The organism is Flavobacterium acetivorans (assembly GCF_020911885.1).
Classification (GTDB): Bacteria; Bacteroidota; Bacteroidia; order Flavobacteriales; family Flavobacteriaceae; genus Flavobacterium; species Flavobacterium acetivorans.
On record NZ_CP087132.1, the window covers coordinates 177,459 to 193,575 of the forward strand.

Below are 16,117 nucleotides of genomic sequence, written 5' to 3' on the forward strand. Positions count from 1 at the left end.
AAGCATAGATATAGTACTGATATAGCATAGATATAGTACTGATATAGAACAAATAGTGTATGACTGAACCATCAAAGCTAGCAACCAGCAATAAAACACTAAAGAAGAGCCAACCTAAGCACTAAAAAAACACCTATCGAATTCCTGCAAAAAAAACACTTTAGACTGATAGGAATAATTAGAAAAACAGAAGCTTTTTAATCATAATTCAGAAGAAGGAGGAATGTTGAATTTTTTCTTCTTAGACTAACTAATAGTTATGCCTAATTGTTCTGGCTCCACATGTCTTTGCATTTATCCGATCTGAAGTCTGCTTTTTCAAAATAGAATCCCAATAAAAAACCATTAAACAATTGATGTTTAAGGGTTTGTTTCTGCAGCCTTATCGGGAAAATTTTCGAACCATTTTATAGATGATTTGAAGAAGTTGATAGGAACGAATATTAATTATCAGTTTTAATTTTAAATTAATTTGTGAGTTGTGAGTTATTTTTTTGTCTCGTCCATCTTAGCTAAAAATAAAAAACAACCGAAGTTACTAAAGCAGTTTTTCTTTAAAATAAGCAAACTCAAAAAAATAACGCTTTTAAATTAGTCAAACTATGTCATTTGTCGGTGTATAAAATCTCTTTATCGAAAAAAAGACTCTGACGGACCTCAACCCAACATAATTAACTAATTTTAAGACACATAACATCAAATAAGTCACTAAAAAACTGACTACCTAAGCTCTATAAACATTTATCCTTATTATTCCCAAATACAATTTGGAATAATAAGGATAAACGGAAGATTTTTATTGAAAATAACACCTGTCATAACAACCATTTTGTAATTCAAGAATTGTTACAAAGATTCTTATATGTTCTCTTTTTATAACAAATAACTGTTTGATTCTAAAATGTAGGCTATCATGAAAGAAAAATACTTTTTCATAATTTTATTGTTATTAAGTTCTCTTTATAGTTTCGGGCAGGATTGTTTAGAACGAAACCTCTCTGATGACACTATATGTATTGGTCAAAATGCTACAATTATTTTGTCCAATAGCGAAACAACTATGAACTATCAATTACGAATTGGAGCCATTGATATAGGCAGTCCAATAATTGGAACCGGTTCTGACTTATCCTTTTCAGTTTCACCCTCAACAACAACTGTTTATTCTGTTTTTGCAAGTTCTAATACCGCCACTATTTGTAATATAACATACACTGATGTTTCTACCGTCACCGTCAATACTCTTTCAGTTGCTCCAACAACCATTTCTGGAACAACTACAATTTGCAATGGGCAATCCACAACGCTAACAGTAAGCGGAGGAACCTTAGGGACAGGAGCCGTTGCTGAATGGTTTTCGGGTTCTTGTGGCGGAACACCCGTTGGAATTGGAAATAGCATTAGTGTATCTCCAACTAGCAATACAACTTATTATGTACGCTATAATGGAACTTGTAATACTACTGCTTGTACTTCTATAATAGTAAATGTTAATCCAATTCCGATACCATCCGTACTAATTGGAGTCAACCCTGGCAATACTATTTGTGCTGGAACCTCTGTAACTTTTACTGCAACTCCTACTAATGGTGGTAGTTCGCCTTCGTACCAATGGAAAGTAAATGGTGTGAACGCTGGAACTGACAGCGCTATATTCACCTCATCATCTCTTACAAATACAGACAAAGTAACTGTTGTTTTGACCTCTAATGCAACTTGTGCTTCTCCCATAAACGCAAACAGCAATCAAATAACGATGACCGTCAATGACAGCGTAATCCCTTCTGTAAGCATTACTGCATCGACAACAACCATTTGTCCTGGAGAAAATATTACTTTTTCGGCAGTACCAATAAATGGAGGAAATACGCCCTTTTATCAATGGAAGATAAATAACAATAACTCTGGCACAAATAGCCCTAATTTTTCTACTTCTACATTAGCTGATGGTGATATCGTCTCCGTAGAACTCACATCAAATGCAATTTGTGTTTCTCCCGCTAAGACAACAAGTAACAGTATTCCAATTTCTGTAAATCCCGCCATACCTGCCGCCCCTTTGTCTATATCAGGACTAGCCACGCAATGTCCAACATTAAACAATCAAACCTATACGATTGCGGCTGTAGCCAATGCGACGGCTTATAATTGGACTGTCCCTTCAGGATGGATAATAACTGGAGGACAAGGAACTACTTCTATTAACGTTACAACTGGTACTAGCGGTCAAAATGGAAATATAAGCGTTACCGCTGGCAACAGCTGTGGAACAAGTTCTGTAAGTACTTTGGCTGTAACTATAATTTCTAATGCCAGTATTTCATCGGTAACTGGAACAAATACAATATGTATTTCAGCAACGACAACATATACAGTAAACTCCGTTGTTTTAGGTGGCGGAACCGGTTCTTGGAGTAGTACCAACACTAGTGTAGCAACAGTAGATGCAGCAACAGGTATAGTAACTGGAATTGCTGCGGGAACTTCAAACATAGTTTATACCATAACTGGAGGCTGTTCAGGTACTAAAACTGCCCAACAAGCAATTACTATAAATCCAAATGCAAGTATTACATCGGTAACTGGAACAAGTCCAATATGTGTTTCTGAAACAACAACTTACACGGAAAATTCGGTTGTACTTGGAGGAGGAATTGGAACTTGGAGCAGTAGTAATACAGCTGTGGCTACGGTTAATTCGTCAGGTCAAGTAACTGGAATTGGAGCTGGGAATTGTGATATCATTTATACTATAACTGGGGGTTGCACTGGAGCTAAAAGTGCCCAACAATCAATAACTGTAACTCCTAATACCAGTATTGCTTCGGTAACTGGAGTAAGTTCAATATGTATTTCCGGAACGACAACCTACACAGCCAATTCTGTTGTACTGGGGGGTGGAACTGGTTCTTGGAGCAGTAGTAACACTTCAGTAGCAACAGTAGATTCCGTAACAGGTATCGTAACAGGAATAGCAGCGGGAACTTCAAATATAATTTATACGATAACAGGAGGCTGTTCAGGAACTAAAACTGCTCAACAATCAATAACTATAACTCCTAATGCAAGTATTGGCTCCGTTATAGGGATAAGTCCAATATGTATTTCTGGAACGACAACTTATACGGCAAATTCTGTTGTACTGGGGGGAGGAATTGGAACTTGGAGCAGCAGTAACACTTCAGTAGCAACAGTAAATTCATCAACAGGAGTTGTAACTGGAATTGCAGCGGGAACTTCAAACATAATTTACACCATTACAGGAGGTTGTTCGGGTACAAAAACTGCGCAACAATCGATTACTATAACTCCTAATGCAAGTATTGCTTCGGTTACTGGATCAAGTCCTATATGTATTTCTGGATCAACAACTTTTTTAGCTAATTCTGTTGTTTTGGGTGGTGGAACCGGTACTTGGAGCAGTAGCAATACTGCGGTTGCAACAGTAAATTCATCAACAGGAGTTGTAACTGGAATTTCAGCGGGAACTTCAAACATAATTTACACCATTACAGGAGGTTGTTCAGGAACTAAAACTGCTCAACAATCGATAACTATAAATCCAAATGCGAGTATTGCTTCCGTTACTGGGATTAGTAATCTCTGTATTTCAACCTCAACAACCTTTACTACCAATTCAGCAATCTTAGGAGGTGGTAGTGGAACTTGGAGCAGTAGCAATAACGCAGTTGCAACCGTCAATGCTTCAGGACTTGTTACCACTACAGGTGCTGGCAGCTGCGATATTATATATACCATAACTGGTGGTTGTGGCGGTACCGTAACCGCATCACGCCCGATAACCGTATTTTCAGGCATTCCAACTACTCCAGGAATACCAATTGCTCCAGCCGGTCAGTCTAGTTCTCTATGCCCTATAGCTTATGGCTTAATGTATTCTATTCCAGCAGTTGTAAATGCGACCAACTACACTTGGAATGTACCCTCTGGATGGACCATTACCTCAGGACAAGGAACAACAGCCATAGTTGTTGATGCTGGCGTACAATCAACTGGAAGCAAAAACATTTCTGTTACTGCTACAAATGCTTGCGGATCAAGTACAAGCCCTAATTATATTGCAACTGTAGGAACTTTTGGATACGTCGATGCTGGCATTGATTTAATACTTTGTGCAGCAACAACTTCGGTTACATTGTCTGCTACAGGTGGTGGTGCGACTAATATAAATAATGATTTAACATGGTCAGCGCCTTCTGGAAGTTTTTCGAACAATAGTAAAGCCAATGCTACATATACCATCGATAATTCAATTGCAACCAATGGTGGATTCGTAACACTTACTGCCACTGTAAGAGCTGAAGGTAGTTGCCCGGTTTCAACCGACCAAATGACCATTACCGTTTTACCTCCAGTTACAGCAACCATCGCTGGGACAACCACTATTTGCTCTGGCTCAACTACCAACATCACATTCAATGGGACTCCAAATACTACTGTGAGCTACACTGTGTCTGGAGTTGCTGGAAGCTCAACAATAAATATTGGCGCAAGTGGAACAGCCGTATTGACAACTCCCGCCTTATCATCTAGCACAACTTATACTTTAACAAGTATAGATTATTCAACTGGAAAATCATGTAATCGAACTATTTCCGGAAGCGCAATTGTAACCGTAAACCCCATCCCTATTGTAAATCCAGGAGGCCCTGATACTGTTTGTCAATCTAGCTCGCCATCTGCCATTACTTTATCTGGAGCAACAGTTTCCGGTGGAGCAACAACAGCAGCTTGGTCTATCACTTCAGGAGGAGGATCATTATCCTCAACAGCACAAACATCTACGCCAGCATCTGTGACTTATACCCCAGTAGCAAATTATAGCGGAAATGTAATTTTGACATTAACTACAAATGCACCAACAGCCTGTTCTCCAACTAGTGCAACAAGAACGATTGTAGTTAATGCAGCTCCTACTGTAAATGCCGGAGGAGCAGATGTTGTTTGCCAATCTGCGTCACCGTCTGCCATAACCTTATCAGGGGCGACTATTGGAGGTGGCGCAACTACCGCTGGCTGGTCAGTTACTTCAGGCGGAGGCACCTTAAGCAATACTCTACAAACGGCTTCGCCAGCAACAGTGACTTATACTCCTGCTCCAAATTATAACGGAGCAGTTGTTTTGACTTTAACCACAAATGCTCCAAGTTCTTGTTCACCAATAAGTACCACAAGAACTATTACCATCAATCCTGCATCTACTGTAAATGCAGGATCTAATCAAACTATTTGCCAATCTTCAACTCCATCAGCCATAACTTTATCAGGTTCGTCAGTTGGTGGAGGAGCAACTACTGCTGCTTGGTCTATTACTTCTGGAGGAGGAATTTTAAGCAATACTGCACAAACGGCATCGCCAGATACCGTAACTTATACTCCAGCGGCAAATTATAGCGGAGTGGCCATTTTGACTTTAACTACAAATGCTTTAAATAGCTGTTCAGCCGTAAGTGCTACAAGAACAATCACTGTGAATGCAGCATCGACTGTAAATGCAGGATTGGATCAAACCATTTGTCAATCTTCATCGCCCTCAGCAATTACTTTAACTGGAGCTTCAATAGGTGGTGGAGCTACAACTGGAGCTTGGTCCATCACTTCAGGAGGAGGATCATTAAGTAGTACGTCACAAACGGCATCACCTGCAACAATAACTTATACTCCAGCGGTAAATTATAGTGGAAATGTCATTTTAACATTAACCACAAATTCTGCAACTTCATGTACTCCGATAACTGCAACTAGAACAATAACTATTAATGTTGCTTCAACGGTGAATCCTGGTTTGAATCAAACCATTTGTCAATCAGCATCCCCTTCAGCCATACCTTTGAGTGGAGCTTCATTTGGCGGAGGAGCAACAGCAGCAGCCTGGTCCATAACTTCTGGTGGAGGAACATTAAGCAGCACGGCACAAACAGCATCGCCAGAACTTGTCACTTATACCCCTGCGGCAAACTTTAGTGGAAATGTCATATTAACATTAACAACAAATTCATTAAGTTCATGTGTTGCGACTAGTGCAACTCGAACAATTACAGTAAACGCCAATTCTACGGTAAATGCAGGTGGGACTAATACTGTATGCCAATCTTCATCACCATCGGCAATTATCTTAAGCGGAGCTTCCATTGGCGGAGGGGCAACAACAGCTGCCTGGACAATTACTTCTGGAGGAGGAACATTAAGCAGTACTGCACAAACTGCATCACCTGCTACAATTACTTATACTCCAGCAGCAAATTATAGTGGGAATGTTATTTTAACCTTAACTTCAAATGCTTTAAATAGCTGTTCAGCCGTAAGTGCTACAAGAACAATCACTGTGAATGCAGCATCGACTGTAAATGCAGGTTCTAATCAAACTATTTGTCAGTCAGCATTACCTTCAGCTATCACTTTAACAGGAGCTTCAATTGGCGGTGGAGCAACTACGGGAGCCTGGTCGATTACTTCTGGAGGAGGAACCTTAAGTAGTACTGCTCAAACGGCATCCCCAGAAACTGTAACTTACACACCAGCCTCAAATTTTAGTGGAAATGTAATTTTAACATTAACTACAAATTCAGCGACTTCTTGTTCAATAGCAAGTGCTACAAAAACCTTGACCATAAAAAAAGCTGTCGTAATTACAACTCAACCTTCCAATACTAGTATTTGCGCTAGCTTTCCCGCTGATTTGAATATTGTAGCTATTGGTGATGATTTAACCTATCAATGGTATAAAGGCTCTGCCCCAAGCGGTACACCGGTAGCTAATTCAGGAAATATCTCCGGTGCTCAAACATCAAATCTTCATTTTAACCAAGCCAATTTATCAGATGATGGTCTTTATTATGTAATTGTAAGTGGGGCTTCTGCTTGCTCTGCTGTGACGTCCGCCCAAAGAACATTGAATGTTGATCAAGCCATTATTGTCGACTCGCAACCCATCTCGCAAACATTATGCAAAGGGTCTAATGTAACCTTTTCTGTAGTTGCCAATGCAAATGGAGATCCTTTGACTTTCCAATGGAGAAAAAACGGCACAAATATTGGCGGCTCCGTTTCTACATTGACATCCTCTTCAATAACACTAAATAACATTACAACAACAGATTCCGGAAACTATGACGTTTTAATTTCTGGACCTACAGGTTACACTTGTTCTTCTGTACAATCTGCAATAGCAACTTTAACAGTCAATCCTTTGCCTACAATAAACGGTACTCTTATAATCTGCGAGGGAACATCTACGTTATTAACAGGATCGGGTACAGCAGCAGTAATCAATCCATGGGTATCTTCTAATACATCAGTCGCAACAGTTAGTAATACAGGATTAGTAAGTGGTATTTTAGCTGGTACAGCAATTATAACTTATACCAATTCTAACGGCTGCGAAACAACTTCAACGGTAACAGTAAATTCCACGCCTGATGCAATAGCTACTAACAAGACACAAACCATTTGCTCAGCTGATCTGATTTTACCAATAAGTATTTCAGGAAATGTCCCTTCTACTAATTTTGCATGGGCAAGAGACAATACAGGAACCGTTACTGGCATAGCTTCTAGTGGCAATGGGAACATTAGTGGGAATTTAATCAATACTACCAATTCTCCTATTACTGTAACTTTTACAATTAGCCCGTCAACATCCAATTGTAACGGAATACCTATAACCGCTACTGTAGTCGTTAATCCATCTGCTCAGGTAAATCAGCCTCTAGATCAAGTAGTTTGCAATGATAGTTTTGTCACCGCAGTGAACTTTGGAACTACAAACTCAGCAGGAATTACAACTTATAATTGGATCAACGACACCCCTTCAATAGGTCTAGCCGCATCTGGAAGTGGCTCTATTACCTCTTTTTCAGCGATTAATAATGGAAATTCTCCCTTAATAGCCACAATAACAGTTACTCCAACATACACTAATGACGGAATAAGCTGTATTGGTTCAACAAAAAATTTCACCATTACCGTTAATCCTAAAGCGAATGTAACCAAACCAACTAATATTGATATCTGCAATGGAAATACAGTTGCTCCGATCATTTTTGGATCTTCAAATTCAGGAGGAACTAAAACCTATTCTTGGACAAATAACAACACATTAATTGGCTTGGGAGCTTCTGGAAATGGCAATATTCCTTCATTCACTGCTACAAATTCAGGAAGCCTGCCAATTACAGCAACAATTAATGTAACTCCAACATATGATAACGGAGGAATTAAATGCAATGGTCAAGTTGAAACTTTTATTATAACTGTTAACCCTGCGGCTCAGGTAAACCAACCAACAAATCTGGTAGTTTGTAATAGCAATTCTACCCCTATTATCACTTTTGGAACTGTTAATACTGGAGGAATAACAACCTATTCTTGGACAAATAATACTCCATCTATAGGGATAACATCTGGAAACGGAGCTATTCCATCTTTTACCGCTACCAATTCCGGTACAACTCCTATTGTAGCTACAGTTACCGTTACTCCTTCTTTTAATAATGGAAGCGTAAATTGTATTGGCTCGGCAAAAACATTTACCATAACAGTTAATCCTAACCCAACAGTATCAGTGCCTTCAAACATAACAGTGTGTAATCAAGCAGTTATTCCTGCCACTACTTTCACATCGACTCCTGTTGGTGGCACGTTTACTTGGACGAATAGCAATCCAAGTATCGGATTAGCTGCTTCAGGAACTGGCAATATTGGCACCTTCACCGCAACAAATTCGGGAACCAATCCTATCAATGCAACCATAACCGTTAATTCCACCGTTAATGGATGTACTGGAACCCCAAAAACATTCACCATAACCGTTGAGCCCTCTTCAGTGGGAGGAACAATTACCTATTCTGACGGCACTAAAACCCGCACTGACTGTCACTCTGCTTCTGGGCAAGTTACTTTAAGTGGATATACTGGTACCATTTTATATTGGGAAACCTCAACCGATGCCGGAAATACTTGGACTAATAGAGCTAATGGTGGCAATACAACATTTAACTATTCCAATATAATCACGAACACTATTTTTAGAGCTAGCCTACAAAATGGATCTTGTACAGTAGTTAAATCTGACATAGCCATATTATTCATCATTCCAAACATAAAACCTTCACCTATTAGCGCAACACCTGCTACTATTTGCGAAGGGGAATCAACAACATTAACTTCTAGCGCTACTTACTCTTCTAGTCAAAACTTACAAGATGGTGGTCTTTTTAATACTGCCCAACCTCCTGGATGGTATGTGGATGGAGGAAATTTTAATGCCTCTGGCGATAACGGAAAAGACCATACTTGGTTAGAAACCAATGGAAATTCTGGAACTGAATACGACACTGCTTCTAACGACAAGTTTGCAATTGTCAGAGGTGCTATTGATTCACGATTAGAAACTCCAATATTTGATTTAGTGGGTCTAACGTCTGCAAGTTTAACATTTGATTACGCTTATCAATTAAATTCAGGTGCATGGGGAAAAGTAGAACTCTCTTTTGATGGAGGAGCAACCTATCCAGTAACCTTAATTACTTATACCGGAAATAAAGGCCCTTATAATAAATTCAATACAGCCATGAGCATTCCTTTAGATGCTTATTTAGGCTATTCTAATTTGAGAATCAAATTTAATTTCCACGGAACGGTAGATAGTGTTAACGCGTTTGGAGGCAGTTCATGGGCTATAGACAATGTTAAGATTCCTCAAGCACCAGTTCCTGACTTAACATCACAATGGCAAAATCTTGGAACAGGTGCGATAATTAGTGTAAGCAATTCGACAAATGTAACGGTAAGCCCAACCGAAACAACTACTTATGCTGTAACCTCCTACCTTAACGGATGTACTAGCTACGGCCCTGAAGGCACGACCTATATTACTGTTACTGTAAATAAAAGACCTACGGCTAACATAGGTCCAAATCAAACAATTTGCTATGGAGGAACTGCAACTTTCAATATTACTCTAACTGGAAAAGCTCCTTGGATTGTAACCTATTCTAATGGAACCGCTTCCACAACGGTAACCACAAGTACTAATCCATATGTATTTAGTGTCCCTAACGTAACAGCAGATCAAACCTATACTGTGACCAACTTGAGTGATGCCAATTGTACAGTAGCACTACCCCAAGGCCTTACAGGTTCTGCATTTGTAGATGTACTGACTGGAACTCCGGGTGTTTGGACTGGTTTAGCAAGTACCGATTGGTTTGACTGCAAAAACTGGGAACAAGGTCTTCCATCCTATACAATTGATGCGCAAATCCCTGCTAATCCATCGGGAGGTCTAAGAATGCCTATAATTGATAGAACCTCTCCTTATGCTTCTCTCTATAGTTTTATAGCAAGTGCCAGAGACATCATTATCGCAAATGGAGCTTCAGTCACTATGGTCAACACTAATAATTCTGAATTACAGATCAGCCGTGACTGGAAAAATAGCGGAACATTCATTGCTGGAACCGGTACCGTGACTTTTAATGGAGGAACAGCCAATCAAATTCAAAATATAAATCTCGGAATAAAAACCAATGAAAAATTTTATAATTTAACGACTAATACTACAGGAGGAGCCAAAGGAATAAGTGTAGTGGATACTTTTGAATTAACCGTTTCAAACTTTGTATCTCTATTAAGTGGTGATATCCGCTTGACAGGAGAAGCTCAATTAGTTCAGGAAGGAACGGCGATAAATCCAACTAGCGGTTCAGGAATGTTATTAAGAGACCAACAAGGCCAAAGAAATAGTTTCAATTATAATTATTGGTCCTCTCCAGTAAGTACCAATAACAGTACCTATAATGTTGCTGGAGTTTTAAGAGATGGAACTGATCCTGCAAATCCAAAAATCATCACTTTTGGAGATGGAGCCTACTTTGCTGACGGAACTCTTTCTTCTCCTATAAAAATAAGCAACCGATGGATATTAACCTATAATGCTACCACCCCAGATTCTAATTCTGAATGGGACAATTTTTATCAGTGGAAACTTGTTGGTAGTGCTGGTCTAATTAAAGTAGGTGATGGATTCAGCATGAAAGGAACTGGCGGAACAGCGGCAATTAATGCTACTCAAAATTATGTTTTTGTAGGAAAACCAAATTCTGGGGATATCACAACTTCTTTTTTAACTACGGACCAAACCTATTTGATAGGAAACCCCTATCCTAGTGCGCTTGATGCTGACGCCTTTATTCGAAACAACTTAAATGGTTGTTCGGGTTGTACTGGGGCATCAAGCACATTTAATGGCGTTCTCTATTATTGGGATCATTTTGGATTATCAAACAACCATCTATTAGCGCAATACGAGGGTGGCTATGCTATTTATTCTTTGGCAGGAGGATTGCCAGCCGTTGATGACTCTTCATTAACATCGGGTACGAGCAATCCCAGCTCAAGAACACCTGGCCGTTATATTCCTGTAGGGCAAGCTTTCTTTGTAGATGCCACTCCTGATCCTTCTATTCAGGGATCCATTTCGTCAGCAACTACTCCAGGATATATCTATTTTAAAAATAGCCAACGAGCATTTATAAGAGAAACTTCAGGAAGTTCTATATTTATGAAAACCGTTGCAACTAAAAATTCAAAAGAGCAAAATTCAATTGAAGATAAAAGACTAAAAATCAGATTAGGATTCATTTCTGCTACTGGTTCACACCGACAAATTTTACTTACAGCAGATGCTAATACTACGAACCAATTTGATATTGGTTATGATGCTCCAATGATTGACATGACCAAAAATGATATGTATTGGGAAATGAATGATCGACCATTTGCAATTCAGGCAATTCCTGAAATTAATAAACAACAAACAATACCACTAGGTATTACAGTAGCTGCCGAAGGTAGTACAACAATCAAAATTGATGACTTAGAAAACATCCCCACTACTCTTGAAATATATCTGTACGATAAGCTAACTCAAATATATCACGATATCCGTAATAAAGATTTTAGTATTTCTTTGCCTATAGGGGAATACAACAAGCGTTTCTCGTTACAATTTGAGAATAAAACCCTTATTTCAGACGAACTCAACAGCAATGAAGAATTCACCGTATTTTATTCCAATAATAGCAAAATGTTGAATATTATAAATAACCTGATTGATACTAAAGTAACCAAAGTTTATGTTTTCAATATATTAGGTCAAAATTTAGGAAATTGGGCAATCAAAGATCAGAAGCAAAACAACATACAAATTCCAATTAAAAACATCAACAAGGCCATTTATATCATAAAAATCATAACTGATAAAGGAGAATTCAGTAAAAAAATCAATATTGAATAATATCATAGTCAAAATAAAACAAATGAATTTCAAACAGTTAAACCAAAATAAACACTAAAAAAACAAAGCGAAATTCTTAAGAAAATATTAACCAAACCTTTTTAATTAAAAAAGTTTATTATTCTTATATTTGAGCTTATTAACATCTAAAACCATGATAATGAAAAAAATAGTTACCCTTTTAGCAATTGCGCTTTTTACAATTAATGCAAGTGCACAAGAAACAAAGGCTACAAAAAAAGAAGTGGCAAAAAAAGAAAGTTGTTGTGCTAAAAAAATGACAGCAGAGGAAAAAGCGAAATGTAAAGGCGATGAAAAAAAATGTGACGTTGCCATGAAAGACAAAAAAAGCAAAGCGTGTTGTTCTAAAAAAGCATAATTTACTTTACTCATAAAAAACGCCTCCAAAATGAGGCGTTTTTTTATGGCTTTTATTCCAAATCTTGGAAAGCTAATCATCTAAAATTGGAAAATTAGTTTTTAGAACAAGAGTGCAGTTTCTTATTTTACCCTAACGCTCCATTCAAAATCCATTTCAGATACTTGGACTCCTTTTTCATCTGTCCCAATAGATTTCATCCAAAAGGTTTGTCCTTCCCCTGTAGTGATGGTTTGCTGTATGGCTTGTTCAATTAAGTGCCCATCATTACAAACAAAAGAAATTCTTCCTGTAGCTTTTTTGGTAAAATTCCCTTTATTATTGGCAACCAACATTGATATTTTTTTTCCGCTCTTCTGAATTTGGTACATTACTAAAGCTCCCGTTGTCAATTCGGCAGCCATGGCTTGTACGGCAAAATACATCGAATTGAAAGGATTTTGGTTGATCCAGCGGTGTTTTACCGAAACTACACATTGGGTTTCATCAATTTGTTTCACTCTTACCCCACATATAAATGCAGAGGGTAATTTGAACAACAAAAATTTATTCAGTCTGGAAGCTGTAAGTTTCATTATCACTGGTTTTTTGGCTAATATACAAAATAATGCTATGCGTACATATAAAACTATTTTGTTAATATTTTGTTAATATTTACTACTATGCGATACAAGATACTGTCTTTTCACCATATATTTGTATAAGAAATTACTAGGTACTCGAATAGGACATTCCTTAAGATCTAATCATCATCAAAAAAAATCAACTAAAAATGGAAACAACAACTGAAAAAAACATCGCAACATTTACTCATCTGAGTGCATTAACCCAATATTTTATTCCTTTTGGAAACTATATATTCCCAATACTAATTTGGTCTTCAAAAAAAGACAAATCAGAATTTGTGGATCATAACGGAAAACAGGTTCTTAATTTTCAACTGAGTTTGTTGCTTTACTCTTTGATTCTTATCATCATCGCAGTTCCTATTTTCCTTATCACACTATTAAAAAATATACCATTCAGCGCCATTATAAATGACAATGATGTTATAATTAACAATTTCGATTTCGAAAATAGCATCGGGTTAATCACCGTTGGTATAATAGCCGTTCTTATTTTTTTCGCATTAAAAGTAGCCGAATTTTTCTTAATCATTTATGCCTCCATAAAAACATCTAATGGAGAAAAATACAAATACCCAATCACCATACCGTTCCTAAAATAAAACTGAAGCGGAAAGGCAACAATGCAATCTAGCCCTGATTTAAATGGAAAGCAGGATTAGCTCCAAAAAAATCATCAATCAAAAAATGAATAGTTTAATCAACAACAAAATCAAAAAGACGAATTATGAACATTGAAAACACAAAAGCCCAGATGCGTAAAGGTGTTCTCGAATTTTGCATCTTATCTGTATTGAAAGAAAAAGATGCATACACCTCGGAGATATTAGACACTTTAAAAAACGCAAAATTATTAGTCGTGGAAGGCACTATTTATCCACTATTGACCAGACTTAAAAATGATGGTTTACTAAACTACCGTTGGGAAGAATCAACCTCAGGACCGCCAAGAAAATACTATGGCCTAACCGAAATAGGACAAACCTTTTTAAATGAACTCAATGGCACTTGGACTGAATTGTCAGATGCTGTAAACCTAATAACAAACCAAAAACAATAGCCATGAACAAGACTGTAAATATAAACTTAGGAGGAATGTTCTTTCATATAGATGAAGATGCATACCAAAAATTAACCCGTTATTTTGACGCTATAAAACGCTCTTTATCCAATTCATCCGGACAGGAAGAAATCATAAAAGATATCGAAATGCGCGTATCAGAATTATTGAACGAGAAGCAAAAAAGCGAAAAACATGTAGTGGGCTTAAAAGATGTAGATGAGGTTATTGCTGTGATGGGACAGCCGGAAGATTATATCATTGAAGAAGATAAGCAGACCAATCAAGCTTTTAGCGGAAATTTAAACCGAAGATCAAAAAAACTCTACAGAGACAAAGAAAAAGGAATGATTGGCGGTGTGGCAGCCGGATTGGGTCATTATTTTGGAATTGATGCCGTATGGATTAGAATTGTCTTAATACTTCTGGTTTTTGCTGGATTTGGTACAGGAATTCTTGCTTACATCATCCTTTGGATAGTAACACCTGAAGCAGTAACAACATCCGAAAAACTGGAAATGACTGGAGAACCGGTTAATATTTCGAATATCGAAAAAAAAGTTAGAGAAGAATTTGAAAATGTTTCTGACAAAATTAAGAATGCTGATTACGACAAATATGGCAACCAAATAAAATCAGGTGCTAACAAAATAGGAAACTCATTTGGTGATTTCATTATGACGGTTTTTAAGATTTTTGCTAAATTTTTAGGAGTAATTTTAATTATGACTGGTTTATCAGTACTTATCGGATTATTAATTGGTGTTTTTACATTAGGATCTAATGTGATCGACTTGCCTTGGCAAGGTTTTATTGAAGCGGGCAATTTTACTGATTATCCTATTTGGTCTTTCGGCTTGCTCATGTTCTTTGCTGTAGGAATTCCGTTCTTTTTCCTAGTATTATTAGGTTTTAAGTTATTGGCTCCAAACATGAAATCCATAGGAAGCATTGCCAAATATACCTTATTAGCACTTTGGTTGATTGCCGTTTCATTGGCGATTTCAATTGGAATAAAACAAGCTTCTGCTTATGCAGCTGATGGAAGAGTAAGTACAAAAGAAAACATTGTCTTGAAAACCAATGATACCCTTTTCATTAAATTCAAACACAATGATTATTTTGCAAAAAATGTAGATGACCGAAGAGATTTCATGGTGACCCAAGATTCTGCAAATACAGACATAATCTATTCCAATGACGTTAGATTGAGAATAGAAAAAACAGATGAAAAATTACCCTATATTCAAATTGAGAAGCAAGCCAAAGGAAAATCCTTAGCAGAAGCAAGACAAAGAGCAGAACAAATAAAATACAAATATAAAATTGAAGGAAATAAATTGATTTTAGACAATTATTTGTTGACTGATTTCAAAAACAAATTCCGCGATCAGGAAATAGAAATTACTTTATATTTGCCTGAAGGAACTTTGTTTAAATTAGATTCCAGCACTAAAAATTATGAATTTACTGATGGTGATTATTTTACATGGAATCCTGATTTTACTGATGCCGTTTACATAGTGAACAACACTAAAATAGAATGTCTGAATTGCGCAATCGAAGAAGATCAAGAAATGGCGAACGATTATGAATACAATGATAACGAAGGAACCAATGTTACCATCAATAAGGACGGTATTTCGATAAAAAATGACAGCACTATTCATTCAAAAAAAGACATCCAAGAGCTAAAAATAAACAAAGACGGTATAATCATTAAAACGAAATAG

The 16,117-nt window shown here is 37.3% G+C and carries 6 protein-coding genes; 5 read left to right on the top strand and 1 reads right to left on the bottom strand.

The window, feature by feature from the left end:
- Window positions 1-913: 913 nt before the first annotated feature.
- On the top strand, window positions 914-12,319 hold the full coding sequence (locus LNP19_RS00760; protein ID WP_230062914.1) for an Ig-like domain-containing protein: 11,406 nt from the start codon (window positions 914-916) through the stop codon (window positions 12,317-12,319).
- Window positions 12,320-12,479: 160 nt separating this feature from the next.
- Entirely contained in the window at window positions 12,480-12,698 is a 219-nt protein-coding gene (locus tag LNP19_RS00765; protein WP_230062915.1) for a hypothetical protein, read from the top strand.
- A gap of 122 nt (window positions 12,699-12,820) precedes the next feature.
- Here the strand turns inward: LNP19_RS00765 and LNP19_RS00770 are convergent, their stop codons facing one another.
- The gene (locus LNP19_RS00770; RefSeq protein WP_230062916.1) at window positions 12,821-13,273 is read right to left on the bottom strand and encodes a DUF4442 domain-containing protein; all 453 of its coding nucleotides are present in this window, start codon (window positions 13,271-13,273) and stop codon (window positions 12,821-12,823) included.
- Between the two features lie 197 nt (window positions 13,274-13,470).
- On the opposite strand from LNP19_RS00770, the gene LNP19_RS00775 reads away from it, so the two are divergent.
- From LNP19_RS00775 to LNP19_RS00785, 3 genes are all read left to right on the top strand, one after another.
- Entirely contained in the window at window positions 13,471-13,926 is a 456-nt protein-coding gene (locus LNP19_RS00775; RefSeq protein ID WP_230062917.1) for a DUF4870 domain-containing protein, read from the top strand.
- Between the two features lie 125 nt (window positions 13,927-14,051).
- Window positions 14,052-14,384 carry a PadR family transcriptional regulator gene (locus LNP19_RS00780; RefSeq protein WP_091205948.1) on the top strand — a complete coding sequence of 111 codons (333 nt, stop codon included), beginning with the start codon at window positions 14,052-14,054 and terminating at the stop codon, window positions 14,382-14,384.
- Window positions 14,385-14,386: 2 nt separating this feature from the next.
- Complete coding sequence (locus LNP19_RS00785; RefSeq protein WP_230062918.1) at window positions 14,387-16,117, top strand: PspC domain-containing protein; 1,731 nt, start codon at window positions 14,387-14,389, stop codon at window positions 16,115-16,117.

Excerpts from the sequence above, each read along its gene's own strand:
- LNP19_RS00760 (WP_230062914.1), top strand. The coding sequence starts at position 914 with ATGAAAGAAAAATACTTTTTCATAATTTTATTGTTATTAAGTTCTCTT.
- LNP19_RS00765 (WP_230062915.1), top strand. The coding sequence starts at position 12,480 with ATGAAAAAAATAGTTACCCTTTTAGCAATTGCGCTTTTTACAATTAAT.
- LNP19_RS00770 (WP_230062916.1), bottom strand. The coding sequence starts at position 13,273 with ATGAAACTTACAGCTTCCAGACTGAATAAATTTTTGTTGTTCAAATTA.
- LNP19_RS00775 (WP_230062917.1), top strand. The coding sequence starts at position 13,471 with ATGGAAACAACAACTGAAAAAAACATCGCAACATTTACTCATCTGAGT.
- LNP19_RS00780 (WP_091205948.1), top strand. The coding sequence starts at position 14,052 with ATGAACATTGAAAACACAAAAGCCCAGATGCGTAAAGGTGTTCTCGAA.
- LNP19_RS00785 (WP_230062918.1), top strand. The coding sequence starts at position 14,387 with ATGAACAAGACTGTAAATATAAACTTAGGAGGAATGTTCTTTCATATA.